Origin of the sequence: Pseudomonas putida (genome assembly GCA_029953615.1) — a bacterium.
GTDB lineage: Bacteria > Pseudomonadota > Gammaproteobacteria > Pseudomonadales > Pseudomonadaceae > Aquipseudomonas.
Genome location: CP124529.1, coordinates 1195754 through 1222480, shown reverse-complemented (window position 1 = coordinate 1222480; position 26727 = coordinate 1195754). Strand labels below are relative to the sequence as shown.

Annotated in this window: 22 protein-coding genes and 3 pseudogenes; 15 read left to right on the top strand and 10 right to left on the bottom strand. The window is 63.3% G+C overall.

From position 1 onward, the window contains the following. Positions 1–8 precede the first annotated feature (8 nt). On the top strand, positions 9–587 hold the full coding sequence (locus QIY50_05585) for a DJ-1/PfpI family protein (GenBank protein ID WGV21703.1): 579 nt from the start codon (positions 9–11) through the stop codon (positions 585–587). Between the two features lie 118 nt (positions 588–705). On the opposite strand, the gene QIY50_05580 is transcribed toward QIY50_05585, so the two are convergent. Further along, entirely contained in the window at positions 706–1104 is a 399-nt protein-coding gene (locus QIY50_05580; GenBank protein WGV21702.1) for a nuclear transport factor 2 family protein, read from the bottom strand. 115 nt (positions 1105–1219) lie between these two features. Between QIY50_05580 and QIY50_05575 the strand changes: the two genes are divergently transcribed. Continuing rightward, positions 1220–1810, top strand: a complete 591-nt coding sequence (locus QIY50_05575; GenBank protein ID WGV21701.1) for a GNAT family N-acetyltransferase — start codon at positions 1220–1222, stop codon at positions 1808–1810. Beyond that, a complete protein-coding gene (locus QIY50_05570; GenBank protein WGV21700.1) occupies positions 1807–2679 on the top strand; it encodes a carbon-nitrogen hydrolase family protein in 873 nt (290 codons plus the stop codon). The genes QIY50_05575 and QIY50_05570 overlap by 4 nt, the downstream gene beginning before the upstream one ends. 121 nt (positions 2680–2800) lie before the next feature. On the opposite strand, the gene QIY50_05565 is transcribed toward QIY50_05570, so the two are convergent. Further along, on the bottom strand, positions 2801–4324 hold the full coding sequence (locus tag QIY50_05565) for a fumarate hydratase (GenBank protein WGV21699.1): 1524 nt from the start codon (positions 4322–4324) through the stop codon (positions 2801–2803). 376 nt (positions 4325–4700) lie between these two features. On the opposite strand from QIY50_05565, the gene QIY50_05560 reads away from it, so the two are divergent. Further along, entirely contained in the window at positions 4701–5621 is a 921-nt protein-coding gene (locus tag QIY50_05560) for an iron-sulfur-binding ferredoxin reductase (GenBank protein ID WGV21698.1), read from the top strand. A gap of 138 nt (positions 5622–5759) precedes the next feature. Here the strand turns inward: QIY50_05560 and pyk are convergent, their stop codons facing one another. Beyond that, entirely contained in the window at positions 5760–7214 is a 1455-nt protein-coding gene (gene pyk, locus QIY50_05555) for a pyruvate kinase (GenBank protein ID WGV21697.1), read from the bottom strand. Between the two features lie 179 nt (positions 7215–7393). Between pyk and QIY50_05550 the strand changes: the two genes are divergently transcribed. The 3 genes from QIY50_05550 (at position 7394) to sbcB (ending at position 9782) form a co-directional block, all read left to right on the top strand. Beyond that, positions 7394–7780, top strand: coding sequence for a tetratricopeptide repeat protein (locus QIY50_05550; GenBank protein ID WGV21696.1), 387 nt, complete (start codon positions 7394–7396; stop codon positions 7778–7780). Positions 7781–7903: 123 nt separating this feature from the next. Then, positions 7904–8263 carry a PilZ domain-containing protein gene (locus tag QIY50_05545; protein ID WGV21695.1) on the top strand — a complete coding sequence of 120 codons (360 nt, stop codon included), beginning with the start codon at positions 7904–7906 and terminating at the stop codon, positions 8261–8263. 85 nt (positions 8264–8348) lie between these two features. Further along, on the top strand, positions 8349–9782 hold the full coding sequence (gene sbcB, locus QIY50_05540; protein ID WGV21694.1) for an exodeoxyribonuclease I: 1434 nt from the start codon (positions 8349–8351) through the stop codon (positions 9780–9782). A gap of 83 nt (positions 9783–9865) precedes the next feature. Here sbcB and QIY50_05535 read toward each other — a convergent pair whose 3' ends face one another. Then, positions 9866–10243 carry a DNA binding protein gene (locus tag QIY50_05535; protein WGV21693.1) on the bottom strand — a complete coding sequence of 126 codons (378 nt, stop codon included), beginning with the start codon at positions 10241–10243 and terminating at the stop codon, positions 9866–9868. A 282-nt stretch (positions 10244–10525) separates the two neighbouring features. Between QIY50_05535 and purU the strand changes: the two genes are divergently transcribed. Together purU and QIY50_05525 are read left to right on the top strand one after the other, a co-directional pair. Further along, positions 10526–11377 (top strand): formyltetrahydrofolate deformylase, encoded by an 852-nt coding sequence (gene purU, locus QIY50_05530; GenBank protein WGV21692.1) that lies wholly within the window; start codon positions 10526–10528, stop codon positions 11375–11377. Between the two features lie 166 nt (positions 11378–11543). Further along, positions 11544–11777: a hypothetical protein gene (locus tag QIY50_05525; protein ID WGV21691.1), complete on the top strand. Its 234-nt coding sequence runs from the start codon at positions 11544–11546 to the stop codon at positions 11775–11777. Here QIY50_05525 and QIY50_05520 read toward each other — a convergent pair. The 4 genes and pseudogenes from QIY50_05520 to QIY50_05505 form a co-directional block, all read right to left on the bottom strand. Continuing rightward, a pseudogene (locus QIY50_05520) lies at positions 11683–12715 on the bottom strand (lysylphosphatidylglycerol synthase transmembrane domain-containing protein). The gene QIY50_05525 and the pseudogene QIY50_05520 sit on opposite strands and share 95 nt — an antisense overlap. Next, entirely contained in the window at positions 12712–13476 is a 765-nt protein-coding gene (locus QIY50_05515; GenBank protein ID WGV21690.1) for a DUF2334 domain-containing protein, read from the bottom strand. The pseudogene QIY50_05520 and the gene QIY50_05515 overlap by 4 nt, the downstream one beginning before the upstream one ends. Further along, positions 13469–14591: pseudogene (locus QIY50_05510) on the bottom strand (glycosyltransferase family 1 protein). Before QIY50_05510 ends, QIY50_05515 begins: the two are co-directional and overlap by 8 nt. 226 nt (positions 14592–14817) lie before the next feature. Further along, entirely contained in the window at positions 14818–16692 is a 1875-nt protein-coding gene (locus QIY50_05505; GenBank protein ID WGV21689.1) for a methyl-accepting chemotaxis protein, read from the bottom strand. Positions 16693–16861: 169 nt separating this feature from the next. On the opposite strand from QIY50_05505, the gene QIY50_05500 reads away from it, so the two are divergent. Continuing rightward, positions 16862–18337, top strand: a complete 1476-nt coding sequence (locus tag QIY50_05500) for a DUF853 family protein (protein WGV21688.1) — start codon at positions 16862–16864, stop codon at positions 18335–18337. Between the two features lie 170 nt (positions 18338–18507). On the opposite strand, the gene QIY50_05495 is transcribed toward QIY50_05500, so the two are convergent. Next, the gene (locus QIY50_05495) at positions 18508–19980 is read right to left on the bottom strand and encodes an inorganic phosphate transporter (protein ID WGV21687.1); all 1473 of its coding nucleotides are present in this window, start codon (positions 19978–19980) and stop codon (positions 18508–18510) included. A gap of 312 nt (positions 19981–20292) precedes the next feature. Next, positions 20293–20493: a hypothetical protein gene (locus QIY50_05490; GenBank protein ID WGV21686.1), complete on the bottom strand. Its 201-nt coding sequence runs from the start codon at positions 20491–20493 to the stop codon at positions 20293–20295. Positions 20494–20980: 487 nt separating this feature from the next. Here QIY50_05490 and pcaR point away from each other — a divergent pair, with 487 nt between their 5' ends. The 5 genes and pseudogenes from pcaR to pcaF all read left to right on the top strand — a co-directional run bounded on the left by pcaR (position 20981) and on the right by pcaF (position 26623). Further along, a complete protein-coding gene (gene pcaR, locus QIY50_05485; protein ID WGV21685.1) occupies positions 20981–21871 on the top strand; it encodes a pca regulon transcriptional regulator PcaR in 891 nt (296 codons plus the stop codon). A 327-nt stretch (positions 21872–22198) separates the two neighbouring features. Then, positions 22199–23546: pseudogene (locus QIY50_05480) on the top strand (MFS transporter). Positions 23547–23784: 238 nt separating this feature from the next. Then, on the top strand, positions 23785–24645 hold the full coding sequence (locus tag QIY50_05475; protein WGV21684.1) for a CoA transferase subunit A: 861 nt from the start codon (positions 23785–23787) through the stop codon (positions 24643–24645). Then, the gene (locus QIY50_05470) at positions 24642–25421 is read left to right on the top strand and encodes a CoA-transferase subunit beta (protein WGV21683.1); all 780 of its coding nucleotides are present in this window, start codon (positions 24642–24644) and stop codon (positions 25419–25421) included. The genes QIY50_05475 and QIY50_05470 overlap by 4 nt, the downstream gene beginning before the upstream one ends. Next, positions 25418–26623 (top strand): 3-oxoadipyl-CoA thiolase, encoded by a 1206-nt coding sequence (gene pcaF, locus QIY50_05465; GenBank protein ID WGV23004.1) that lies wholly within the window; start codon positions 25418–25420, stop codon positions 26621–26623. The genes QIY50_05470 and pcaF overlap by 4 nt, the downstream gene beginning before the upstream one ends. Positions 26624–26727: the final 104 nt, after the last annotated feature.

The window sequence follows — 26727 nt, the reverse complement described above, 5'->3', positions numbered from 1 at the left end:
TGGGTGCGATGACTGCGAAGAAAATTCTCATGCTGGTTGGTGACTACGTCGAAGATTACGAGGTCATGGTGCCGTTCCAGGCGCTGAGCATGGTCGGGCACACGGTGCACGCTGTATGCCCGGAAAAGCTCGCGGGGCAGACCGTGCGTACCGCGATTCATGATTTCGAGGGCGAACAGACCTACAGCGAGAAGCCTGGGCATAACTTTGCCCTGAATTATGACTTTGTGCGGGTGCGGGCCGAGAGTTACGACGCGCTGTTGATCCCGGGTGGCCGTGCGCCAGAGTACCTGCGTCTGGATGAAAAGGTGCTGGAGCTGGTGCGCGCGTTCAACCAGGCCGGCAAGCCGATCGCGGCGGTATGCCATGGTGCCCAGTTGCTGGCGGCGGCCGGCGTGCTGGAAGGGCGCGAATGCAGCGCGTACCCGGCCTGTGCACCGGAAGTGCGCCTGGCAGGTGGCAAGTTCATCGATATCGCCGTGGACCAGGCGCATGTGGATGGCAACCTGGTGACTGCACCTGCCTGGCCGGCGCACCCGGCGTGGCTGGCGGCCTTCCTCAAGGTGCTGGGTACCCGCATCTCCTGACCGGGCCTCTTCGCGGGCATGCCCGCTCCCACATGTACGCGGGTGCTCTCGAGTCGTGTGGGATCCCTGTGGGAGCGGGCGTGCCCGCGAAGAGGCCAGTACAGGCCATACACCCTGATCAGGCCACCTGCTCAACCCAGTCATTGAGGTTGTAGTAGTTGGTCACCCGGGCAATCTTCCCGCAATGAATATAGAAGAACGCCCCCGCCGGCAGCACATAGGTCTGCCCGTTGGCCGCCGGCAACCCTTCGTCATCGGCCAGATATTCCCCGTGCACGGTGAACTCCGCCGCCGCGCGGCTGCCGTCGGCGTTCTGCATCACCACGATATCGGCCAGGCGCTCGCGGTAGCAGCGGTTCATCTTGTCCATGAACGCGGCAAACCGGGCCTTGCCCATCTGCCGCTCGCCCTGGTTGATGTCGTGGATCACATCCTCGCTGAGCAGGGCGAGAAAGGCTGGCATGTCTCCGGCGTTGAAGGCGGCGTAGTAAGCATTTACCAGTTCGGTAGCGGTCATGGAACAATACCTGTCGTGGAGGGAAAAGGCGGGTCGTTGCTCCGGATGATAGGGTTTCCCCTCAAGCCCGGCTTAGCCGAGCGCGTCATCCACATCGACAAAACGACCGCCAAGCATGGAAATACGCCTGTTGCACGGCGCCGCTATCGCGCCTTACATCGATGACCTCGCTCGCCTGCGCCTTACCGTGTTCCGCGAGTTTCCCTATCTTTATGACGGTACCCCCGAGTACGAGGCCGACTACCTGGCCACCTATGCCCGCTCGGGGCGCAGCCTGGTGGTGCTGGCGCTGGACGACGGCAAGGTCGTTGGCGCCTCCACCGGCCTGCCGCTGGTGGATGTCGCCGCCGAGTTCCAGCAGCCGTTCCTGGCCCAGGGGCGCGACCCGGCCAGCGTGTACTACTTCGGTGAATCGGTGGTACTGCCCGAGTACCGTGGCCAGGGCCTGGGGGTGCGCTTTTTCATCGAGCGTGAGTCCTACGCGCACAAGCTGGCCGAGTTCGACTACTGCGCGTTCTGTGCGGTCGAGCGGCCAGGCGTGCATCCACGGCGGCCAGCGGACTACAAGCCATTGCACGGCTTTTGGCGAAACCGCGGCTTCCTGCACGACCCGTCGCTGCGCACCAGCTACGCCTGGCGCGACCTGGACGAGCAGGAAAGCTCCGACAAGCTGATGTCGTTCTGGCTAAAGGAACTGCCGATATGATCCGCCTGGCGGCCTGCCAGTACGCCATCGAGCTGCATGAAACCTGGGAGGCCTACGCCGACCACCTGCAAGGCCTGTGCGCCGAAGCGGTGGAGGCGGGGGCCCGCGTGCTGCTGTTGCCGGAATACGCCGGGCTGGTGCTCAGCGGGCAGTTGCCGGCTGAGCAACGGGGCGACCTGAAGGCTTCGATCGCCGGTATCCAGCCGCTGGTCGAACCGTGGTTGGCGTTGTGCGAGGGGCTTGCCCGGCGCTGGGGTATCTACCTGCAACCTGGCAGCCTGCCGGTGCTCGACAGCGATGGCCGCTACCGCAACCGTGCCTGGCTGTTCGGCCCCAAGGGCGTGCTGGGTTACCAGGACAAGCTGATGATGACCCGCTTCGAGCGGGAACAGTGGGACATCGCTGCCGGCCAAGGGCTGCAGGTGTTCGACACCGAACTGGGGCGTCTGGGGATACTGATCTGCTACGACAATGAATTCCCGATGCTGGCCCGGCGCCTGGCCGAAGAGGGTGCCGACCTTATTCTGGCACCGAGCTGTACCGACACCGAGGCGGGTTACCACCGGGTGCGCATTGGCGCGCAAGCGCGGGCGCTGGAGAACCAGCTTGCGGTATTGCAGAGCCCTACGGTCGGGCTGGCGCCCTGGTCGCCGGCGCTGGACGAGAATATCGGCCGGGCAGGGTTATTCGTGCCGCCGGATCACGGGATGCCGGGGGATGGGGTGGTGGCGCTGAGTGAAGCGCTGAGTCCGGTTTGCAGCCAGTGGCTGGTGTGCGAGGTGGATCTGGAAGAGGTGCGGCGGGTGAGGCGGGAAGGGCAGGTGTTTACCCGCAGGGACTGGCCGGAGCAGTTTGACAGAATCCTGTGAAAACAGTGGCGGCCTCTTCGCGGGCTCGCCCGCTCCCACAGCTACAGCGCAAGCCTGAGGGCTACGCGTTACCTGTGGGAGCGGGCAAGCCCGCGAAGAAGCCGCCGCAGTTACATCAGGCTTACTTCACTTCGACTGCCAGGCTCTGGGCAATCTTGTTCTGCCACAGCGCAGGGCCAGTAATGTGGACAGACTCACCGTTGCTGTCGACGGCAACAGTCACTGGCATGTCCTTCACCTCGAACTCGTAGATCGCTTCCATACCCAGCTCGGCGAAGGCCAGGACCTTCGACTTGCGGATGGCCTGGGCCACCAGGTAGGCGGCGCCGCCGACGGCCATCAGGTACACGGCCTTGTTGTCCTTGATCGCCTCGATGGCGGCAGGGCCGCGCTCGGACTTGCCGATCATGCCCAGCAGGCCAGTCTGCTCGAGGATCTGGCGGGTGAACTTGTCCATGCGGGTAGCGGTGGTCGGGCCGGCTGGGCCTACCACTTCGTCACCGACCGGGTCGACCGGGCCGACGTAGTAGATGAAGCGGCCTTTCAGGTCCACCGGCAGCTCTTCGCCACGGTTGAGCATTTCGACCATGCGCTTGTGCGCGGCATCGCGGCCGGTCAGCATCTTGCCGTTGAGCAGGATGGTTTCGCCCGGCTTCCAGCTGGCGACTTCTTCCGGGGTGATGGCGTCGAGGTTGACGCGACGGGCGCTCGGGCCGGCTTCCCAGACGATTTCCGGGTAGGCGTCCAGCGACGGCGCTTCCAGCTCGGCCGGGCCGGAACCATCGAGCACGAAGTGGGCGTGGCGGGTGGCGGCGCAGTTGGGGATCATGCACACCGGCAGCGAAGCGGCGTGGGTCGGGTAGTCCATGATCTTGACGTCGAGCACGGTGGTCAGGCCACCCAGGCCCTGGGCGCCGATGCCCAGCTGGTTGACCTTCTCGAACAGCTCCAGGCGGATTTCTTCCAGGCGGTTCTGCGGGCCACGGGCTTTCAGTTCGTGGATGTCGATGGACTCCATCAACACTTCCTTGGCCATCACGGCGGCCTTCTCGGCGGTACCGCCGATGCCGATGCCAAGCATGCCAGGCGGGCACCAGCCAGCGCCCATGGTCGGAACGGTCTTCAGAACCCAGTCGACGATCGAGTCGGACGGGTTGAGCATGGCCATCTTCGACTTGTTCTCCGAGCCGCCGCCCTTGGCTGCGACATCGACCTCGACCTTGTCGCCGGGGACGATGGAGTAGTGGATCACTGCCGGGGTGTTGTCCTTGGTGTTCTTGCGGGCACCGGCCGGGTCGGCCAGGATCGAAGCGCGCAGGACGTTTTCAGGCAGGTTGTAGGCGCGACGCACACCTTCGTTGATCATGTCGTCGACGCTCAGGGTGGCGCCGTCCCAGCGCACGTCCATGCCCACGCGCACGAACACGGTGACGATACCGGTGTCCTGGCAGATCGGGCGGTGGCCGGTGGCGCACATGCGCGAGTTGATCAGGATCTGGGCGATGGAATCGCGTGCAGCAGGCGATTCTTCACGCAGATAGGCCTCGTGCATGGCCTGGATGAAATCGACGGGGTGGTAATACGAGATGAATTGCAGGGCGTCGGCGACGCTCTGAATCAGGTCGTCTTGCTTGATCACGGTCATGCAGCGCGCTCCTCTTAAAGACGGGAACATTCATTACGGCGCTCGACGGTGCCGACCAGCGTGTCGAAGCGCCTTGCAAGGCGCCGGCAGGTCGGGCCGACGGAAAAAGGCGCGGCAGTATAGCGCGCATCCGTGCCGGGCACACCTGCGGCCGGTCTGGGACCATGGTCGGCAGCGGCTGGGCATTGTTCTTGCTGGCTCGCTGAAGAGATAGGATGCTTTGGAAGGTGCTGCTCTGCAGCCCATCGCCGGCAAGCCAGCTCCCACAGGATTGCACCATGCCTGAAGCTTGCACCTTACCTGTGGGCGCTGGCTTGCCGGCGGATGGGGCGCAAAGCGCCCCCAGAAAATCAACAGCTGGAAGAGATAGCAGAACATGCCCGAACTTTGCGTGGGCGAGCGCCGCTGGGCGGTGCCGACCGGCAGCAACCTGCTCGATGCCTTGAATGAAGCCGGGCTCAACGTGCCTTACAGCTGCCGCGCCGGCAGTTGCCATGCCTGCCTGGTGCACTGCCTGGCGGGCCAACCGCGGGATGCCATGCCCGATGCCCTGGCGCAGGACAAGCATGCCCAGGGCTGGCGCCTGGCCTGCCAGTGCCGGGTAGTCGAGGACCTGCGCGTGGCGCTGTTCGACCCGCTGCAGGATGGCGTGCCGGCGCAGGTCTGCGCACTGGACTGGTTCGGCGATGTGCTGCGCGTGCGGTTGCGGCCCGAGCGGGCAATACGTTACCAGGCGGGGCAGCATGTGGTGCTGTGGAGTGGCGTGGTAGCGCGGCCTTACTCCTTGGCCAGCCTGCCGGGCGAAGATGATTTCCTCGAGTTTCATATCGACTGCCAGCGCCCCGGCGCCTTTTGTGACAAGGCCCGTGGCCTGCAGCTGGGTGATGTGTTGCGCCTGGGCGAGCTCAGGGGCGGTGCCTTGCATTACGACCCGGACTGGCAGCAGCGGCCGCTGTGGTTGCTGGCGGCGGGGACCGGGCTGGCGCCATTGTGGGGCATCTTGCGCGAGGCGCTGCGGCAGGGGCACCAGGGGGAAATCAGGGTCATGCATGTGGCGCGCGAGGGCGCCGGGCATTATCTGGCCGAGGCGTTGCGGGAGATGGCGGATGTGAATGTCGAACTGGTACTGGCGGAGCAGCTGGATGAGGCGTTGGCCGGTTTGCGGCCGTCATCGCGCCAGACGGTAGCGCTGGTGTGCGGGGCGCCGGGGAGTGTCGAGCGGTTTGCCCGGCGGCTGTTCATTGCCGGGGTGCCGCGAGGGCAAGTGTTTGCCGATGTGTTTGTCGAGCATGCCTGAGGCATTTGTGTTGATTGTGCCGGGCCTTTCGCGGGCACGCCCGCTCTCACAGGTACAGCGCAGCCTCAAGCTTGGCGCGAATCCTGTGGGAGCGGGCGTGCCCGCGAAGGGCCGCAGAGCGGCCCCCTCTGGAGCAGATCAACCGACCAGCGGATCACCCACATGCAGGATCTTCATGCCATTGGTGCCACCGATGGTGTGGTAGCTGTCACCCTTGGTCAGGATTACCCAGTCACCTTGTTCCACCAGGCCACGCTTGAGCAGTTCGTCGACCGCTGCCTGGCTCACCTTGTCGGCCGGCAGCGAGGCCGGGTCGAAGGCAATCGGGTAGACGCCACGGAACATGTTTGCACGGGCCTGGGTGGCGCGGTGCGGCGACAGGGCGAAGATCGGCACGTGCGAACGCAGGCGCGACATGATCAGCGGGGTGTAGCCACTCTCGGTCAGGGCGATGATCGCCTTCACGCCCGGGAAGTGGTTGGCGGTGTACATGGCCGCCAGGGCGATGCTTTCGTCGCAACGCTCGAAGGTGGTGTGCAGGCGGTGGCTGGACTTCTGGCTGGTCGGGTGCTTTTCGGCACCCAGGCAGATGCGGGCCATGGCCTGGACGGCTTCGATCGGGTAAGAGCCGGCGGCGCTTTCGGCCGACAGCATCACCGCATCGGTGTTGTCCAGCACGGCGTTGGCCACGTCGGACACTTCGGCGCGGGTCGGCATCGGGTTCTGGATCATCGACTCCATCATCTGGGTCGCCACGATCACCGCCTTGTTGTTGCGGCGGGCGTGCTGGATGATCTTCTTCTGGATGGCGATCAGCTCGGCGTCTCCGATTTCCACGCCCAGGTCGCCACGGGCGACCATGACGGCGTCGGAGGCGAGGATCAGCTTGTCGAGGGTCTCGTCGTCGGCAACGGCTTCGGCACGCTCGATCTTGGCCACCAGCCAGGCACTGCCGCCGGCTTCGTCACGCAGCTTGCGTGCGTATTCCATGTCGCTGGCGTCACGCGGGAAGGACACGGCCAGGTAGTCCAGGTCCATTTCCGCAGCCAGCTTGATGTCGGCCTTGTCTTTCTCGGTCAGGGCCGGTGCGGTCAGGCCGCCGCCTTTACGGTTGATGCCTTTGTGGTCCGACAGCGGGCCACCGATGATGACCACGCAGTGCAGGGCGTCTGCGGTGGCGGTTTCGACGCGCATGACCACACGGCCATCGTCGAGCAGCAATTCGTCACCAACGCCGCAGTCCTTGACCAGGTCGGGGTAGTCGATACCGACGATGTCCTGGTTGCCTTCGGTCAGCGGGTGGGCGGTGGAGAAGGTGAACTTGTCACCGATCTTCAATTCGATGCGCTTGTTGGCGAACTTGGCGATGCGGATCTTCGGACCCTGCAGGTCGCCCAGCAGTGCAACATGGCGGCCGTTCTTGGCGGCGATGTCTCGGATCAGGCGCGCGCGGGCCTTGTGCTCGTCCGGAGTGCCGTGGGAGAAGTTCAGGCGTGCCACATCCAGGCCGGCGAGGATCAGCTGTTCGATCACTTCCGGCGAGTTGCTGGCGGGGCCAAGGGTGGCGACGATTTTGGTACGGCGGATGCTCATGCACAGACTCCTATAGTGAAGCGCAGCGAAAGGCTACTCCTCAATTACGCTGTAGTCATTGTTCCGTTGCACTACCTGCGACCAAGGCAGGGTGGCATTTGAACGGGCAGGGTATCCTTGCAAAAGGGTGTGAAGATTTGCCGGCAAAGGCCGATACACTGGCATCAAAGGAGACCCCCATGCGAGCCCTGATCGTTTTAGCCCTGGCGGCCAGCGCCGTCGGCTGCACCCGCTGGTCCATGGACCACCACCTGAACAATGCCTACCGCGCCTACGACCGTGGCGATTGCGCACGGGTCATGCTCGAGCTGTCCCAGGTCGACCGCACCAGCCGTGCGCGACCGTTCATCCACCCCGAAGTGGCGCTGCTGCGCGGTCAGTGCCTGGAGCGCCAGGCCTTGTACGTGGATGCCGCGCAGACATACCAGTACCTGATCCAGCAATACCCGGGTAATGAGTATGCCTATCGCGCCCAGGCGCGCCTGCAGACCCTGGAGAAGCTCGGCCATCTGCGCAGCACCGAAGCCGCCGTGGCCAACCCGGTGAGTGCCGCACCTTGGCGTTAACGCCAAGGTGTGATTAATTTCACGGGATTTGCCGCGCGCGCTGCGCTAATCTGTAACTCAGATGTTACAACAACCGCCAGTTCCACGTATTCCTGGCATCGGATACGGACTGCACCTGCGATCATGTTCAACAAGCGCCACATCGAACGCCATCAGCTGCCTTGTGTTCTCAAGGTGTTCAACCGCTTGACCGGTCAGGCTATCGGCCAGTTGGGCAACGCCTCCGAAGACGGGCTGATGCTGATCAGCCAGCTGCCTGTACTGGTAGGGCCCGACTACGAACTGCAATTGCGCCTGCCGCTGGTCGGTGGCGGGTATCAGTTCGTCAACCTCACCGCCAGTTGCCTGTGGTGCCGCGAAGACCAGACGCCCGGGCACTACGATTCGGGCTTCATGCTGCTGCAGACACCGCGCGAGTACGAAGAATTCGTCTGCTCGTTGCGAGACTATTTCAGTTTCCGTCCTGCCAACGCTTCCGTCTGAGCCTGCTGAGCCCCACCAGCACAGCTCGCTGGAGTCGCGCCGCAATCGCGCTAGAATCGGGTCGACCTCGATACAGGACGACCCCGTGACCTCCAGCATTTTCTGGCACGACTACGAAACCACCGGCATCAACCCGCGCTGCGACCGGCCGCTGCAGGTGGCAGGCGTGCGCACCGACTTCGATCTCAACGAAATCGACGAGCCGATCAGCCTTTATTGCCGGCCCTCCGACGATATCCTGCCGCACCCGGCCGCTTGCCTGGTGACCGGCATTACCCCCCAACTGCTGGCCGAGCAGGGCCTGTGCGAAGCCGAGTTCATGACCCGGGTGCACGCACAACTGGCGCACCCAGGTACCTGTGGTGCCGGCTACAACACCCTGCGTTTCGACGACGAAGTGACCCGCTACAGCCTGTACCGTAACTTTTTCGACCCTTATGCCCGAGAGTGGCAGGGCGGCAATAGCCGCTGGGACTTGATCGACATCGTGCGCACGGCCTATGCGTTGCGCCCGGACGGCATCCACTGGCCGCAACAGGACGGGCGCACCAGCCTGCGCCTGGAACTGCTGAGCAAGGCCAATGGCATCGACCATGGGCACGCCCACGAAGCGCTTTCCGACGTGCGGGCCACCATCGCCCTGGCCCGTCTGATCCGGCAGAAACAGCCCAAATTGTATGACTGGCTGTTCCAGTTGCGCAGCAAGCACAAAGTGATGGAGCAGATCCGTTTGTTGCAACCACTGGTGCATATATCCGGGCGTTTTTCGGCGGCACGCAATTACATTGGTGTCGTATTGCCATTGGCCTGGCACCCGCGCAATCGCAATGCATTGATTGTGTGCGACCTGCATCAGGAAACCCTACCGTTACTACGGGAAAGTGCTGAAGTTTTACGGCAGCGTTTGTATACCCGCCATGAAGAACTGACCGAGGGCGAATTACCGGTGCCGCTCAAACTGGTGCAGATCAATCGCTGCCCGGTAGTGGCGCCACTCTCGGTATTGCGCCCGGTTGATCAACAACGGTTGGGCCTGGACTTGACGTTGTTACAAATGCGCGGCGAAGAATTGGCCAGGCAACAAGCGCAATGGCAAGACAAGCTGGAACACATCTACGGCAAGGAGGATTTCGTCCCGAGCGAAGACCCGGAACAACAGTTGTATGACGGTTTTCTGGGGGACCGTGACCGCCGCTTATGCGAGCAAGTTCGCGCACTGGAACCGGCGCAGTTGGGCCGAGGGCAGTGGATGTTCGATGATCCGCGCTTGCCTGAACTGTTGTTCCGCTATCGGGCGCGCAACTTCCCCGAGACCCTGACCGGTGAAGAGCGGCAACGCTGGTTCAGCTTCTGCCAGCAACGCCTGAGCGACCCGCAGTGGGGGGCGCCGAATACGCTGGGCGACTTTGAACAGGCGCGGCAGCAGGCCTGGGAGAGCGCCGACGAGGCGGGGCGGCGTGTGCTGGAGGCCTGGCAGGTGCATGCCCGGCAATTGCAGGCACAGTTTGCAGTTGGCTGAGCACCGATACAAACACCGACAAACGAAAACGCCGGCAATGTGCCGGCGTTTTCGTTGCGATAAGCAAAGGCGTATGCGGACAATCAGTCCAGCAGGGTTGCCCAGCTTTCAACCACATCGCCACCCCACTTGGCTTTCCACTCTTTCAGGGTCTTGTGGTTGCCGCCTTTGGTTTCGATCACTTCATTGTTGTGCGGGTTCTTGTATTGCTTGACCTTGCGCGCACGCTTGGTGGCGGTAGTCTTGACCGCACCACGAGGGGCCTTGCTCAGTTTCGAATCCGGGTCGAGCAGGGCAATCACGTCGCGCAGCGACTTGGAGTACTCGCCCATCAGTGTGCGCAGTTTGCCTTCGAACTCCAGTTCTTTCTTCAGCTTGTCATCCTGCGACAGGTTGGCCAGGCGGGCCTGAAGTTCCTTGATGGCTTCTTCGGTAGCGCGGTACTCGTTGATCAGGGACATGGAGTGTTCCTTAATGCGTGTCAGAAATGTGTGGGCCAATAATAGACAGGCGATACTCGCAAGTAAACATATTGTTGGGCAATGAACTGTTAATTAAGCTGTGACAATATTTCTCTGGGTGAACAAAAATTTACAATTAACCTGGCATTTCGTCATGTCTGTCAGCGTGTGACGGCATTTCATCTCGCCAGCGCCCCGGGCCACGGCTGCAGCGATCATTACTGCGTTTTTCCTGGCGGGCCGCTAGAATGAGCGCCTTTGCGAAGTTCTGGAGTCTCATTCATGCGCACCTATCGTCTGGTGATCGCCTGCCCCGACCGTGTTGGCATCGTGGCGAAAGTCAGTAATTTCCTGGCCTTGTACAATGGCTGGATCAACGAAGCCAGCCACCACTCCGATGAGCAGAGCGGTTGGTTCTTCATGCGCCATGAAATCCGCGCCGAATCGCTGCCATTCGGTATCGAAGCCTTCCGCGAGGCGTTTGCGCCGATCGCCGAAGAGTTCTCCATGACCTGGCGCATTACCGACTCGGCGCAGAAAAAACGCGTGGTGCTGATGGCCAGCCGCGAGTCGCACTGCCTGGCCGACCTGCTGCACCGCTGGCACACCGATGAGCTGGATTGCGAGATCCCTTGCGTGATCTCCAACCACAACGACCTGCGCAGCATGGTCGAGTGGCACGGTATTCCTTTCTTCCATGTACCGGTCGACCCCAAGGACAAAGCCCCGGCCTTTGCCGAAGTGTCGCGCCTGGTGCAGGAGCACGCCGCCGACGTGGTGGTGCTGGCCCGCTACATGCAGATCCTGCCGCCGCAGCTGTGCCAGGACTATGCTGAAAAGGTGATCAACATCCACCACAGTTTCCTGCCGTCGTTCGTCGGCGCCAAGCCGTATCACCAGGCTGCCCTGCGTGGTGTGAAGCTGATCGGCGCGACCTGCCACTATGTCACCGAAGAGCTGGACGCCGGCCCGATCATCGAGCAGGACGTGGTGCGTGTCAGCCATGCCGACAGCATCGACGACATGGTCCGCTTTGGCCGTGATGTGGAAAAGATGGTGCTGGCCCGTGGCCTGCGTTATCACCTGGAAGACCGGGTGCTGGTGCATGGCAACAAGACTGTGGTGTTTGACTGACAGGTCCGGTTGCCTGTGAGATCTCGGGGCTGCTTTGCAGCCCATCGCCGGCAAGCCAGCTCCCACAGGGATAGCACATGGCTTGGGGAGCGATGCGGTCGGTGTGGGAGCTGGCTTGCCGGCGAAAGGGGCGCGACGCGCCCCCAGCAATCTAAGCGGTAGGCCGATGACCAAGCAGCGCAACCAACCCACCGCCTCACCCCCACCCACCCTCGGCGAAGGCTGCCTGGCCCGCTACGACCCCGAAGCCCTGGTCGATACCGACGGCACCGACTTCCCCGGTGCCGCCGAACTGTGGCAGCAGCTCAACCCGCCTGACGCCGCCAGCGCTCCAGCAACGGGCGCCCCAACAGGCATACGAACACCGGCCCACCCGCCAGCAGATAAAAGTAGTAAGTGACCGCCCGCCATATCAGGACCGCCGCAGCCGCGGTCGAACTGCCCACCAGTGGCGTCAGCAGGCTGGCCGACGTCAGCTCTGCGGCACCGGCGCCGCCAGGCAGCAGGCTGAATTGGCCGGCACTGAGCGACAGCATCTGCACCAGAAAGCTGGGTATCCACGCCAGGTCTACCCCCAACCCCCTCAATACCAGGTACAACACCCCCCCTGCCCCCCAACCCCCTCAATACCAGGTACAACACGCTGTAGCGCAGGCCCCAGTGGGCACAGGTCAGGGTGAACACCAGGGTCAGCGTGCGCTTGGGCAGGCGCCAGGTCTGCGCCAGCGCATTGATGAAATGCAGCAATTTGCGCGCCCAGCGGCGTTTGCGCTGGGGGCTCATGCCCAGACGGCGCAGCAACCTGCCGTTCACACGCATCACCGTGCGCCGGTAGCGCAGCAGGCCGATCACCCCGGTCAGTGCCGTGCACAGCAGCAACGCGCTACCCAGCAACATGCTTTCCTGGCTGCGCCCCAGGCTGTGAAACAGCGCATAGCCGGCAATCGCCAGCATCGCGCAGAAAAAGAACACCAGGTCGTTCAGCTGGTCCATGGCAAACACCGCGCCGCTGCGCGCCGGGCCGATACGGTCGCGTGCCAGCAGGGCCATCAGGGTCAATGGGCCGCCGCTGCCGCCGGGGGTGGTGCAGATGGCGAACTCGGTGGCCATCACCACACCCAGGCTGCGCATGCGCCCAAGCCTTGCCCCTTGCTGGCCGAGCAGCAGGCGCAGGCGAATGGCGTTGATGACCCAGCACAGCAGGATCATGCCCAGCAGGGTCAACATCAGGCTGGGGGCGAAGCGCTGCAGCCTTGGTAGCAGCTCGCTGCCTCCCAGCAGGGCCGGCACCAGCACGGCGCCGAGCAGTGCCAGGCCCAGCCAGGCCAGGCGGTTCATGCGGTGGCCTGGCGGTCGAGCCAGGTAGACTTGGTCAGGGGCTCGCGGCCCTGTGCCAGTAGCATGTGCAAGGTATTCAGCCAATAGTCGCGGGACGCGTGATGGCGCATGTCCACCGGGTGCAGGCCCAGTCGCAGCGTGTGGGCATCCCGCCAGCGCCGGCATTGCCAGTCGCACAACACCCGCGACAGGCCGCGGCGCCAGGCGCTGCGGGCACTCCAGACCAGCCCTGGGGCCTTGATCGCGGTGAAGTCCGGCAGGCGGTACAGGTGCTGCGGTGTGCTGGTGTAGCGCAGCGGCAGATGGCGCAGTGCCTGGCGTGTGCCTTCGCTCATCAGCCATGCCGGTGCGACAAAGCCGGCCACTGGCCAGCCCTGCTGGGCGAACAGGCCCAGGCCTTGTTCCAGGCGTTGCAGGGCTTGCTGCTGGTCGAGGGTGTAGAACTCGCCTTCATGGGTATAGATGCGGCGCATGAAGTACTCGGTGGGTGTGCGCGGTGGCGGGCCGTTGTCGGCATGGTAGAAGCCGTGCAGCGCAAGCTCGTCACCCTGGGCCAGGCGCCGTTCGAGCAAGCGGCAGAAGGTAGGCGAGCGCTGCAGCGGGTTGCGGTGGTGGAAGTCCGGCACCACCAGCCAGGTCATGGGAATGCCGCCGATGGCGTCAACGGCCTGGACGAAGGGTTGGTAATCGGGCCAGGTCTCGGGCGCGACATCGTGCAGCACCAGCATCAGGCTGCGTGCGGCCGGCAGTGGCTCAGCCATGGGCACGGACCTGCGGCTGGTGGCCAAGCACGGCCTGGTAGTGCTGCAGCAGGCCGGCGACCACGTGGTCCCACGAATAATGCTGCTCGGCATGGTGCCGGGCCTGTGCGCCGAGCTTGCGCACGCCGGCCTCGAACGCCTCTTGCACGGCCGTCGCCATGGCCTTGCTATCGTTGGGGCGGCACAGGCGCCCGCACTGGTCGTTGACGATTTCGCCGAAAGCGCCGGCGCGCACAGCCACCACCGGCGTGGCGCTGGCCATTGCTTCGAGAATGACCAGGCCGAAGGTTTCCTGGTCACCGGCGTGCACCAGCAGGTCGGCGCTGGCCATCAAGCGGGCAACTTCCGGTGCCGGGCAGAAGTGATCGATCACACTGACGTTGTGCGGCACGTTGGCGGGCATGTTCGAACCTACCAGCAGCAAGTGGTAGGGGTGGCCCAGGTGCTGCATGCACTCGAGCAGCACCGGCAGGTTCTTTTCCCGCGAGCCACGGCCCGCATAGATCAGCAGGCGACTGGTGTCGGCAATGCCCAGTTCGGCACGCAACTGCGGGTCGCGCTGGCTGGGGTGGAAGGTGGCCAGGTCGACGCCCAGGCGTTGCACGTGCACGTCGCGCACCCCCAGGCGGCGCAGTTTGTCGGCCATGACCTGGCTGGGGGCCAGGACCCGGTCGAAATTGCCGTACAGCTTGCTGACATACGCCTCCACATTGGGGGTGAACCAGTTGCCCATGCGGTTGCTGACGAGCAGCGGCAGATCGGAATGGTAGAAGCCGATCACCGGCACATCGAGCTTGCGTCGTGCTTCCAGTGCCGCCCAGGCGGTCAGGTAGGGGTCGCCGACTTCGATCAGGTCGGGCTTGAGCCTGCGCAGTACGTTGCACCAGGGCGCCAGGCGTACCGGGAAGCGGTAGCCGTTGCCAAACGGCAGCGGTGGTGCGGGGACCTGGTAGATACCATCGGCGTGGTGCGCGCTGGCACCGGGTATCAGCAAGCTGTGGCGCACGCACCTGGATGGCGTCGAGGCGGTGGTGTTTGGCATCAAGATAGGTACGTACGCCGCCGCTGGCTGGGGCGTAGAACATGGTGATGTCGGCGATGTGCACGATCAGCATCCCTCCGGGATCGTCTTCGGGTCCGTCATCCGGCGCTAGCGGGCCGGCGATGACGCGCCTAAAGGTTGACCTATCAGAAGGATAGTTTGTTCTATCGGGGTTGGGCGGGGCGGGGGAAGGCGGGGGAGCGGGGCGGGCTTCTTCGCGGGCTTGCCCGCTCCCACAGGGATTACACAGGCCTCAGGGGCTGTGCAGTTCCTGTGGGAGCGGGCGACGCGGATTGAGATCAGATGCGGAAGCTGCCCACCAGCTGCTTCAGGCGGCCGGCCTGCTGCTCCAGGTCGGAGCAGGCGCGCAGGGTGGCCTGCAGGTTTTCCACGCCTTCCTGGTTGAGCATGTTGATCTCGTTGATATCCATGTTGATGGCCTCGACCACGGCGGTCTGCTCTTCGGTGGCGGTGGCCACCGACTGGTTCATGCCGTCGATTTCGCCGATGCGTACGGTAACGCTGTCGAGCCGCTCACCGGCCTGGTTGGCGATCTGCATGCTGTCCTGGCTGTGACGCTGGCTCTGGTCCATGGTCTCGACCGACTCGCGGGCGCCGACCTGCAGTTCTTCGATCATGGTCTGCACTTGCTGCGCCGACTCCTGGGTGCGATGCGCCAGGTTGCGTACTTCATCGGCGACCACGGCAAAACCACGCCCGGCTTCACCGGCACGGGCCGCTTCGATGGCCGCGTTCAGCGCCAGCAGGTTGGTCTGCTGGGAAATGCTGGTGATCACCTCGAGGATCTGGCCGATGTTGACGGTCTTGCTGTTCAGCGTCTCGATGTGCGCGCTGGAGGTGACGATCAGATCCGACAGGCGGTTCATCGCCGCAATGTTGCGCTCCACCACCTGCTGCCCTTCTTCGGCGAGCAACCGCGCCGAACTGGCGTGCTGCGAAGCCTGTGCGGCGTTGCCGGCAATTTCCTGAGCGGCGGCGCCCAGTTCGTTGATGGCGGCGGCCACGCTGTTGGTGCGGTTGGACTGCTCGTCGGAGTTGGTCATCGACGAGTTCGAGGCACTGATGACCCGCAGGGCCACTTCGTTGACCTGTTCCGTGGCCGAGGACACTTCGCGGATCGAGCTGTGAATACGCTCGACAAAACGGTTGAAGGCGCTGCCCAGGATGCCGAATTCGTCGTGGTTGTGGATGCGCAGGCGCTTGGTCAGGTCGCCTTCACCTTCAGCGATGTCTTCCATGGCGCGGGTCATGGTGTGCAGCGGCTGCATCAGCACGCGGATCAGCAGGCCGAGCAGGCCGATGATGATCACCACCGCCACCAGCGTGGCGATCACCGCCGAGGTGCGGAAGCTGCTGAGCATGGAGAAGGCCTTGTCCTTGTCCACCGACAGGCCGATGTACCAGTTGGCCGACGGCAGGCCGGTGATTGGCGTGAAGGTCAGCAGGCGGGCCTGGCCATCGCTCTGCACTTCAGTCAATTCACCGGTCAGTTTCGGCGTGTGCTGTGGGAACAGGTCCGATAGCGACTTCATCACCAGGTCCTTGTCCGGGTGGACCAGGATCTTGCCCTGGTCGTTGACCAGGAAGGCGTAGCCCATGCCGCCGAAGTTCAGCGAGTTGATGATCTGCACCAGACCGTCCAGGGCCAGGTCGCCACCGACCACGCCGACACCACTGGACACCTTGTCGATGATGCCGATGACCATCTTGTTGGTGGCCATGTCGATGTAAGGCTCGGTCAGAATCGCGCCGGCGGCATTCATGCCGTCCTTGTACCAGGGGCGGGTGCGCGGATCGTAGCCGTCGGGCATCTTGGTGTCCGGGCGCACGCTGAAGCCACCGTCGACCTTGCCCACGTATACCGTGAGGAAGCTCGAGATCAGGGCATCCTGGCCCAACAGGGTTTCGGCGCTGGCCGGGTCCTGGGCAATGTTCTGTGCCAGGTTTTCCACCAGCTTGATACGGCCTTCGAACAGGTTGCGGATGTTGGTCGAAGTGGAGGTGCCCATTTCAGCCAGATAGTTTTCCAGGTCTTCGCGGATCGCATTACGCTGGAGGTAATCGTTGTAAAGCGTGAACAGGCTGAAGGCGAGTATCACGATCAGTGAGGCGGCCAAAAGAATCTTGTGGCTGAAACGAAGGCTTTTGTTCATGGCGTAATCGGTTCCGCTAAGGTTTTATATCAGGCGATTGCATGCGTTGAGTCGCAAAGCAATGCAACATCCCGAAAAGTCCCTTTTCGGTTGTCCCTCTCTATTAAGGCGAATATCACCCACAGGTATCGGCCGAATTAAGGTAAAGCTTGAGCAGAGGATTAAAGAGATGTCGGAAATTTCGACCATCGTTGTAGGTGCAGGCCCGGATGGCCAGCCAGTTGGGCAAGTGATGAGGCTGGCCAACCGCCATGGCCTGGTAGCCGGCGCGACGGGTACTGGCAAGACCGTCACCCTGCAGCATCTGGCGGAAGTGTTCAGTGATGCGGGGGTGGCGGTGTTCGCGGCCGATGTCAAAGGCGACCTGTGCGGCCTGGGCGCTGCTGGTTCGCCGCAGGGCAAGGTGGCCGAGCGTATTGCCGGCATGCCCTGGCTGGGGCACAGGCCGCAGGCTTACCCGTTGAGCTTGTGGGACATTGCCGGGCAGTCCGGCCACCCGCTGCGCACCACCCTTAGTGAAATGGGGCCGCTGCTGCTGGGCAACTTGCTGGAGCTGACCGACAGCCAACAGGCGGCGTTGTATGCGGCGTTCAAGGTGGCGGACCGTGAAGGCCTGCTGTTGCTCGACCTCAAGGACCTCAAGGCGTTGCTCGCGCACCTGAAGGACAACCCGCAACTGCTCGGCGAAGACAGCGCGCTGGTGACCACGGCCTCTACCCAGGCCTTGTTGCGCCGGCTGGCGACCCTGGAGCAGCAAGGCGCCGAGGCGCTTTTCGGTGAGCCGGGCCTGCAGCTCGAGGACCTGCTACGGCCAGACCCGGATGGCCGTGGGCGTATCCACCTGCTGGACGCCAGCCGTTTGGTGCACGAGGCACCCAAGGTGTACGCGACCTTCCTGTTGTGGCTACTGGCCGAATTGTTCGAGCAGTTGCCCGAGCGGGGGGATGCCGACAAGCCGGTACTGGCGTTGTTCTTCGATGAAGCGCACTTGCTGTTCAACGATACGCCCAAGGCCTTGCAGGATCGCCTGGAGCAGGTGGTGCGGCTGATCCGCTCCAAGGGCGTGGGAGTGTACTTCGTCACCCAGTCGCCGGGGGACTTGCCGGATGCGGTGCTGGCCCAGTTGGGCTTGCGCATTCAGCATGGCTTGCGGGCGTTTACTGCCAAGGAGCAAAAGTCGCTACGGGCGGTGGCCGATGGCTTCCGCCCCAACCCGGCGTTCGACACCCTGGCGGTACTGACCGAGCTCGGCATTGGCGAAGCGCTGGTTGGGACGCTGGAGGAAAAGGGCACACCTGCGATGGTGCAACGGGTACTGATAGCACCGCCGCAGTCGCGTATCGGGCCGTTGAGCGCGGCTGAGCGCAGTGCGCTGATTGCCGCTTCGCCGCTGGCGGGGCGTTACGACAAACCGGTGGACCGTGAATCGGCCTATGAAATGCTGACCCAGCGCAAGGGCGAACCGCTGGAGCCGGCGCCACAACCCAAGGTGGATGAGGAGAGCTTTGCCGACAAGGCCGGTGAGTTTTTGCAGAGTGCGGCGGGGCAGGCGATCAAGTCGGCGGTGCGCCAGGCGGCCAACCAGTTGGGGCGACAGTTGGTGCGGGGGTTGATGGGGTCGTTGCTGGGGGGCAAGAAAAGGTAGGTTGCCTGTACCGGCCCTATCGCCGGCAAGCCAGCTCCCACAGGTACTGCACAGGTCTTGTGGGCGGTGCAGTACCTGTGGGAGCTGGCTTGCCGGCGATAGGGCCGGTACAAAAATGACACCTATGAAAAAGGCGCCCATGAGGCGCCTTCTTCCTATTGCGGTATCACTCAGCCAATGGCTTTGGACGCCAGCCAGAACAGGCCGGCCGCCAGGCCCATCGACGCAGGCAGGGTCAGTACCCAGGCCAGCAGGATGGTCTTAACGGTGCCGCCCTGCAGGCCGCTCTTGTTGGCGACCATGGTGCCTGCCACACCGGACGACAGCACGTGGGTGGTCGACACCGGCAGGGCGAAGATGTTGGCCATGCCGATGGCGCAAGCCGCGGTGATCTGCGCCGACATGCCTTGGGCATAGGTCATGCCCTGCTTGCCGATCTTCTCGCCAACGGTCAGTACAACGCGCTTCCAACCGACCATGGTACCCAGGCCCAGGGCCAGGGCGACGGCCACGATCACCCAGAACGGAGCGTACTCGGTGGTGGCGGTCAGGTCTTTGCGCAGTTTTTCGAGGTCGGCCTTTTCACGGGCTTCCAGGCCCGGCAGCTTGCCGACCTTCTTCGCCGTGTCGTCCAGGCACAGCAGGTAGCGGCGCACTTCGACACGCTTGTCGGCACTCAGGCTGTGGTAGTCGGTCACGCCCTGAAGCGAGGACTGCAGCGCGGCAATAGTCGGCTCGGTCTGCTGCGGGTTGCAGCTGAACTGCTCCGGCAGGTCGCTGGACTTGGCCTTGCCCAGTGCCAGGAACTCGCCCAGGGTGGCGGCGTTGCGCTGATAGAACTGGCTCATGTGCAGGGTGGCGTCGCGGGTACGCTCGATCTGGTAGGTGGTGCTGTTCAGGTCGAGGACGAACTTGGCCGGAACGATGCCGATCAGCACCAGCATGATCAGGCCGATGCCTTTCTGGCCGTCGTTGGAGCCGTGCACGAAGCTCACGCCCATGGCCGAAACCACCAGTACCAGGCGGTTCCAGAACGGCGGGTGCTTCTTGTCGTCGAGCTTGCGGCGCTGCTCGGGAGTTTTGTGCATCTTCGACAGCGGTCGCCACCACTTCAGGCCAATCAGCACCAGGGCGGCAACGGCGAAGCCGGCCATGGGCGAGACCACCAGCGACATGGCGATGTCGATCGCCTTCTGCCAGTTGACACCGTCGCCCAGCGGGATGTCGTTGATCAGGGCATTGGCCAGGCCGACGCCAAGGATGGAGCCAATCAGGGTGTGCGAACTGGAGGCGGGGATACCGAAGTACCAGGTGCCCAGGTTCCAGGTGATGGCCGCAGCCAGCAGCGAGAAGACCATGGCCAGCCCGTGCCCGGTGTTCACATTTATCAGCAGCTCCACTGGCAGCAGGTGCACGATGGCATAGGCCACCCCGACACCGCCAAGCAGAACGCCAAGGAAGTTGAACACGCCGGAGAAGAACACGGCGAGGTGCGGCGGCATGGCTTTGGTATAGATGACGGTAGCTACCGCGTTGGCGGTGTCATGAAAGCCATTGATGAACTCGAAGGCGAGTACGAAGGTCAGGGCGAGCAGCAGGCTCACCAGTACCCAGGCATCCAGTCCGCTGAATAATTCGATCATGAAGGTTGTCTGGCGGTCTTAGGGGGGCGGGATTATGCCAGAAAACCTTGGCAATCGATGCATCTGCGACAGACCGACGGCAATCTTCCTGATGCGAGCGCGACATGAACGGCAGGGTGAGCGGGTAGGAAAATGCGTGCTAAAAGGCATAAAACAGGGCGAAAAACGAGAAAAAACCGGGGAAAAAACCGCTTCGCAAGCGTTCAAACGATCGTATGAAATTTGTGTGATTCCATTTCATCTTCGGCCTGACAGTAAAGATCGACCGCGCCCGGGCTGGCCGGGCGACGACGCGCTGGCGTGGTCCCGGGGCTAGGAATTGTCGCTGCGCAGCTCCTTTTCCATGCGTTCAAGTTCCTGGCTGAAGGCCTGATCGCGCACGCTGGCACGCTTGCGCCAAGGTTTGCGTTCCGGGTCCGGTTGTGCGGCATAAGTGGTGACTTCGCCACCGTAAACATCCTTGTAACGCTCAGCCTGGCGCTCGAGCTCCGCGCGCAGTTCATCTTTCGTCACATGAGTACCTGAATCAAGTTTGATGAGTGTTGTTGTGCGTTGTACCGAATGCACATGCCTTGCCGGCCGCAACGCTTGATACAGCGGAAGGTTCCATTACACGGAAGCGTCGGGGCCTGCGCTATCGATTATAGCAACCGATATTTCGCCGAACATCGTTATTTACCTGACCCTGACATCACCTGACGCAAGTAACGGGTGCATCCGACAACAGTTTGGGTCTTTTGTACAAGTTTGAAAGGCAAGAACGACAAAAGTTCGCTGCATCGCAGTCGCGAAGCCATTGACCGGATGTGTAATGAAAAACGGCCTCGCCAAAAGGCGAGGCCGTTGCCTGGGGACTTCTACGGTGGGTACCTGACCAGTCTCTCCAAAGAAGCCACAAGTGGCAGGAGAAAGGTATAAGTAAAAGTGTCAGCGGTCAATTGCGATTATCGGCCGTTTGTTCGATAATCGCACGAGTGGGCGCTTTTTTTTGAGGTGTGCGATGAGTGACGAAACCCTGGGCAACGATTCCGTCAATGCCGAATCGGCCAATCCAGAGCTGGCACGGCCTGTCTCGGCAGCCTTGGCACCGCCGATCGTGGCTTCGCCGGCGAAGCGCATCCAGGCCTTTACCGGCGACCCGGACTTCATGACCTCCCTGGCGCGCGGCCTGGCCGTGATCCAGGCCTTCCAGGAACGCAAGCGCCACCTGACCATTGCCCAGATCAGCCACCGCACTGAAATTCCCCGCGCGGCGGTACGCCGTTGCCTGCACACACTGATCAAGCTGGGTTATGCCACCACGGACGGGCGCACTTATTCGCTGTTACCCAAAGTGCTGACGCTGGGGCATGCATACCTGTCCTCGACGCCGCTGGCGATTTCTGCCCAGCCCTACCTGGACCGCATCAGCGACCAGCTGCACGAGGCGGCCAACATGGCCACGCTCGAAGGTGACGACATTCTTTATATAGCCCGTTCGGCCACGGTGGAGCGGCTGATTTCGGTTGACCTGTCGGTGGGTGGACGCCTGCCGGCCTATTGCACATCGATGGGGCGCATTCTGTTGGCGGCCATGGATGACACCAGCCTGCGTGAATACCTGGAACGTGCCGACCTGAAGGCGCGAACCAGCCGTACCTTGCATGATCCCGAGTCGCTGTTCGCCTGTATCCAGCAGGTACGCGCCCAGGGCTGGTGCGTGGTGGACCAGGAGCTGGAGCAGGGGCTGCGCTCGATTGCCGTTCCAGTGTATGACGCTTCGGGGCAGGTGTTGGCGGCGTTGAATGTGAGTACCCATGTAGGGCGGGTGACGCGCAGTGAGCTGGAGCAGCGCTTCTTGCCGATCCTGCTGGCGGCTAGCCGGGACCTTTGCCATCAGTTGTTTGGCTGAGCCCGCCGGGGGCGCAAAGCGCCCCCCTTTCAAATTTTGAACAGGCAAAACCCTTTCCTGTGCGATAAACGCACAGTGTCGTTCGCGGCGAATTGCTTCACCCCCGCCCGCTGATTAATGTCTCTCGCAACGGTCGGCTGCGCCGACCGAACAAGAAAAACCAAGAGGCACTTACCATGAATACTGTCCCCTCGCTGCCGCGGCCGCACCCGCGCGCAGTATCGTTGTATCCAGGCTGACGCCGGCCGCATTACCCCCAAACTATCGTCCTCTGTACCGTTGATCGCGTGCAGTGGCCTGGCTGTGCCCCCATTCTGGATAACAATAATGAACCAAGCGCAAATCAACGTCGGCAAAAGCCTCGACGTCCAGTCGTTCATCAATCAGCAGCCGCTATCCCGCTACCAGTGGCGGGTGGTGTTGCTGTGCTTCCTGATCGTCTTCCTCGATGGCCTGGACACCGCCGCGATGGGCTTCATCGCCCCGGCCCTGTCGCAGGAGTGGGGGATTGACCGTGCCAGCCTCGGCCCGGTCATGAGTGCGGCATTGATCGGCATGGTGTTCGGTGCCCTCGGCTCCGGCCCGTTGGCCGACCGTTTTGGCCGCAAGGGCGTGCTGGTGGGCGCGGTGCTGGTGTTCGGCGGCTTCAGCCTGGCCTCGGCTTATGCCACCAACGTCGACCAGTTGCTGGTGCTGCGCTTTCTGACCGGCCTGGGCCTTGGCGCAGGCATGCCCAATGCCACGACCCTGTTGTCTGAATACACCCCCGAGCGCCTCAAGTCGCTGCTGGTGACCAGCATGTTCTGTGGCTTCAACCTGGGCATGGCCGGTGGTGGATTCATTTCCGCCAAGATGATACCGGCCTACGGCTGGCACAGCCTGCTGGTGATCGGTGGCGTGCTGCCGCTGCTGCTGGCGCTGGTGCTGATGGTGTGGCTGCCAGAGTCGGCGCGGTTTCTGGTGGTGCGCAACCGGGGTACCGACAAGGTGCGCAAGACCTTGTCGCCCATCGCGCCGCAGGTGGTGGCCGAGGCGGGCAGCTTCAGCGTGCCCGAGCAGAAGGCGGTGGCCGCGCGCAATGTGTTTGCGCTGATTTTCTCCGGCACCTACGGCATGGGCACTCTGCTGCTGTGGCTGACCTACTTCATGGGCCTGGTGATCGTCTATCTGCTGACCAGCTGGTTGCCCACCTTGATGCGCGACAGTGGCGCGAGCATGGAGCAGGCTGCCTTCATCGGCGCACTGTTCCAGTTCGGCGGCGTGCTGAGTGCCGTCGGCGTGGGCTGGGCCATGGACCGCTTCAATCCGCACAAGGTGATCGGCATTTTCTACCTGCTGGCCGGGGTGTTCGCCTACGCCGTGGGACAGAGCCTGGGCAATATCACCGTACTGGCCACGCTGGTGCTGGTTGCCGGCATGTGCGTGAACGGCGCCCAGTCGGCGATGCCGTCGCTGGCGGCGCGCTTCTATCCGACCCAGGGGCGTGCCACGGGGGTATCGTGGATGCTGGGGATCGGCCGCTTCGGGGCGATTCTTGGGGCGTGGAGCGGTGCGACGCTGCTGGGGCTGGGCTGGAACTTCGAACAGGTGCTGACGGCGTTGCTGGTGCCGGCGTGGGCTGGCGACCGTGGGTGTGATCGTGAAAGGGCTGGTGAGCCACGCTGACGCGACCTGAGACATTGGGGCCGCTTTGCGGCCCGTCGCGACACAAAGCCGCTGTTACAGGGAAGCGCGATCCCTTGTAGGAGCGGCCTTGTGTCGCGATAGGGCTGCGCAGCAGCCCCAGCGTGGAGATGAATAGTAGGGTAACAAACAGTTCGATAATCGCACGAATAGTCGATTATCGGATTGTAAGCCACCCACCAGTCTCCTTAATCTGAGCTTACCGAAGCACCCTGACCAGGAGTCTCCAAATGGCTGCAATTCTCCCGCTTCACGAAGCCGTGAAGCAGTTCATCCAGGATGGCGATACCGTCGCCCTCGAAGGTTTCACCCACCTGATCCCGACTGCCGCCGGCCACGAGATCATCCGTCAGGGCAAGCGCGACCTGACCTTGGTGCGCATGACTCCGGACCTGATCTACGACCAGCTGATCGGCGCCGGTTGCGCCAGCAAGCTGATCTTCTCCTGGGGTGGCAACCCAGGTGTCGGTTCGCTGCACCGCCTGCGTGATGCCGTCGAGAAGCAGTGGCCACAACCCATCGAAATCGAAGAACACAGCCACGCCGACCTGGCCAACGCCTATGTCGCCGGTGCTTCGGGCCTGCCGTTCGCCGTGCTGCGTGCCTACGCTGGCTCCGACCTGCCGAAGGTCAACCCGCTGATCAAGAGCGTGACCTGCCCGTTCACCGGTGAAGTGCTGGCAGCCGTGCCGTCGGTACGCCCGGACGTGACCGTGATTCACGCGCAAAAAGCCGACCGCAAAGGCAACGTGCTGCTGTGGGGCATCCTCGGTGTGCAGAAGGAAGCCGCCCTGGCCGCCAAGCGCTGCATCGTCACCGTCGAGGAAATCGTCGACGACCTGCAAGCCCCGATGAACGCTTGCGTGCTACCGACCTGGGCGCTGAGCGCGGTATGCCTGGTGCCGGGTGGTGCGCACCCGTCCTATGCCCACGGCTACTACGAGCGTGACAACCGCTTCTACCAGGCCTGGGACCCGATCGCGCGTAGCCGCGAATCGTTCACCGCCTGGATCGACACCTACATCCGTGGCACTGCCGATTTCAACGAATTCAAGGCCAAGCTGGCCAGCACTGCGGAGGCCGCACAATGAGCTACTCCACTTCCGAAATGATGACCGTCGCCGCAGCCCGTCGCCTGCGCAACGGTGCGGTGTGCTTCGTCGGCATCGGCCTGCCGTCCAAGGCCGCCAACCTGGCGCGCCTGACCTCGTCGCCAGATGTGGTGCTGATCTACGAATCCGGCCCGATCGGCGCCAAGCCAAGCGTGCTGCCGCTGTCGATCGGTGACGGCGAGCTGGCCGAAACCGCTGACACCGTGGTGCCGACCGGCGAGATCTTCCGCTACTGGCTGCAAGGTGGGCGCATCGACGTCGGCTTCCTCGGCGCCGCCCAGGTCGACCGTTTCGGCAACATCAACACTACCGTGGTCGGTGACTACCATGCGCCGAAAACCCGCCTGCCGGGTGCCGGGGGCGCACCGGAAATCGCCGGTTCCGCCAAGCAGGTGCTGATCATCCTCAAGCAGTCGCCGCGTGCCTTCGTCGACAAACTGGACTTCATCACCTCGGTTGGCCACGGTGAGGGCGGCGACTCGCGCAAACGCCTTGGCCTGCCAGGCGACGGCCCGGTCGGCATCATCACCGACCTGTGCATCATGGAGCCGGAAGCCGGCACCCACGAATTCGTAGTGACTGCCATCCACCCGGGCGTGACCCGCGAGCAGATCATCGCCGCCACTGGCTGGGCGATCCGCTTTGCCGACGATGTGCAGACCACTGCCGAACCTACCGAAGTCGAGCTGTCCGCCCTGCGCGACCTCGAAGCCCGTACCGCCGCGGCCCATGGCCAGGTGGCAGGAGAAGCCTGATGCGCGACGTATTCATCTGTGACGCCATCCGCACCCCGATCGGCCGCTTCGGCGGCGCCTTGGCCGGCGTGCGGGCCGACGACCTGGCCGCCGTGCCGCTGAAGGCGCTGATCGAGCGCAACCCCGGCGTGCAATGGGACCAGGTTGACGAAGTGTTCTTCGGCTGCGCCAACCAGGCCGGTGAAGACAACCGTAACGTGGCGCGCATGGCGCTGCTGCTGGCCGGCCTGCCGCAGAGCATCCCGGGCGTTACCCTGAACCGCCTCTGCGCGTCGGGCATGGATGCCATCGGCACTGCCTTCCGCGCCATTGCCAGCGGCGAAATGGAGCTGGCGATTGCCGGCGGCGTCGAGTCGATGTCGCGTGCCCCGTTCGTCATGGGCAAGGCCGAAAGCGGCTATTCGCGCAACATGAAGCTCGAAGACACCACCATCGGCTGGCGTTTCATCAACCCACTGATGAAGAGCCAGTACGGCGTGGACTCCATGCCGGAAACCGCCGACAACGTGGCCGACGATTACCAGGTTTCGCGCGCTGACCAGGACGCTTTCGCCCTGCGCAGCCAGCAGAAGGCAGCTGCCGCCCAGGCCGCCGGTTTCTTCGCCGAAGAGATCGTGCCGGTACGTATTGCGCACAAGAAAGGCGAGACCATCGTCGAGCATGACGAACACCTGCGCCCGGAAACCACACTGGAGGCCCTGACCAGGCTCAAGCCGGTCAACGGCCCGGACAAGACCGTCACCGCCGGCAACGCCTCAGGCGTGAACGACGGCGCTGCGGCATTGATCCTGGCTTCGGCCGAAGCAGTGAAGAAACACGGCCTGACCCCACGTGCCCGGGTGCTGGGCATGGCCAGTGCCGGTGTTGCACCGCGGGTGATGGGCATTGGCCCGGTGCCGGCGGTGCGCAAGCTCACCGAGCGCCTGGGTGTGGCGGTGAATGATTTCGATGTGATCGAACTCAACGAAGCCTTTGCCAGCCAGGGGCTGGCGGTGCTGCGTGAGCTGGGTGTGGCTGACGATGCGCCGCAGGTGAACCCCAACGGCGGTGCCATCGCCCTGGGCCACCCGCTGGGCATGAGCGGTGCGCGCCTGGTGCTGACTGCGCTTCACCAGCTGGAGAAAAGCGGTGGGCGTAAAGGCCTGGCGACCATGTGTGTGGGTGTCGGCCAAGGTCTGGCGTTGGCCATCGAACGGATTTGACCTGTACTGGCCTCTTCGCGGGTGAACCCGCTCCCACAGGGGGACCACGCCTCCCACTGTGGGAACGGGTTTACCCGCGAAGAGGCCGGTCTTGCCGGATACAA

What these genes read in the sequence shown, in the direction of transcription:
- QIY50_05470 (WGV21683.1), top strand. Translation starts at nt 24,642, where the DNA reads ATGAGCTACTCCACTTCCGAAATGATGACCGTCGCCGCAGCCCGTCGC.
- QIY50_05505 (WGV21689.1), bottom strand. Translation starts at nt 16,692, where the DNA reads ATGAACAAAAGCCTTCGTTTCAGCCACAAGATTCTTTTGGCCGCCTCA.
- QIY50_05500 (WGV21688.1), top strand. Translation starts at nt 16,862, where the DNA reads ATGTCGGAAATTTCGACCATCGTTGTAGGTGCAGGCCCGGATGGCCAG.
- QIY50_05550 (WGV21696.1), top strand. Translation starts at nt 7,394, where the DNA reads ATGCGAGCCCTGATCGTTTTAGCCCTGGCGGCCAGCGCCGTCGGCTGC.
- purU (WGV21692.1), top strand. Translation starts at nt 10,526, where the DNA reads ATGCGCACCTATCGTCTGGTGATCGCCTGCCCCGACCGTGTTGGCATC.
- QIY50_05535 (WGV21693.1), bottom strand. Translation starts at nt 10,243, where the DNA reads ATGTCCCTGATCAACGAGTACCGCGCTACCGAAGAAGCCATCAAGGAA.
- QIY50_05560 (WGV21698.1), top strand. Translation starts at nt 4,701, where the DNA reads ATGCCCGAACTTTGCGTGGGCGAGCGCCGCTGGGCGGTGCCGACCGGC.
- QIY50_05585 (WGV21703.1), top strand. Translation starts at nt 9, where the DNA reads ATGACTGCGAAGAAAATTCTCATGCTGGTTGGTGACTACGTCGAAGAT.
- QIY50_05495 (WGV21687.1), bottom strand. Translation starts at nt 19,980, where the DNA reads ATGATCGAATTATTCAGCGGACTGGATGCCTGGGTACTGGTGAGCCTG.
- QIY50_05545 (WGV21695.1), top strand. Translation starts at nt 7,904, where the DNA reads ATGTTCAACAAGCGCCACATCGAACGCCATCAGCTGCCTTGTGTTCTC.
- QIY50_05475 (WGV21684.1), top strand. Translation starts at nt 23,785, where the DNA reads ATGGCTGCAATTCTCCCGCTTCACGAAGCCGTGAAGCAGTTCATCCAG.
- pcaR (WGV21685.1), top strand. Translation starts at nt 20,981, where the DNA reads ATGAGTGACGAAACCCTGGGCAACGATTCCGTCAATGCCGAATCGGCC.
- QIY50_05515 (WGV21690.1), bottom strand. Translation starts at nt 13,476, where the DNA reads ATGGCTGAGCCACTGCCGGCCGCACGCAGCCTGATGCTGGTGCTGCAC.
- QIY50_05580 (WGV21702.1), bottom strand. Translation starts at nt 1,104, where the DNA reads ATGACCGCTACCGAACTGGTAAATGCTTACTACGCCGCCTTCAACGCC.
- QIY50_05570 (WGV21700.1), top strand. Translation starts at nt 1,807, where the DNA reads ATGATCCGCCTGGCGGCCTGCCAGTACGCCATCGAGCTGCATGAAACC.
- pyk (WGV21697.1), bottom strand. Translation starts at nt 7,214, where the DNA reads ATGAGCATCCGCCGTACCAAAATCGTCGCCACCCTTGGCCCCGCCAGC.
- QIY50_05565 (WGV21699.1), bottom strand. Translation starts at nt 4,324, where the DNA reads ATGACCGTGATCAAGCAAGACGACCTGATTCAGAGCGTCGCCGACGCC.
- QIY50_05525 (WGV21691.1), top strand. Translation starts at nt 11,544, where the DNA reads ATGACCAAGCAGCGCAACCAACCCACCGCCTCACCCCCACCCACCCTC.
- QIY50_05575 (WGV21701.1), top strand. Translation starts at nt 1,220, where the DNA reads ATGGAAATACGCCTGTTGCACGGCGCCGCTATCGCGCCTTACATCGAT.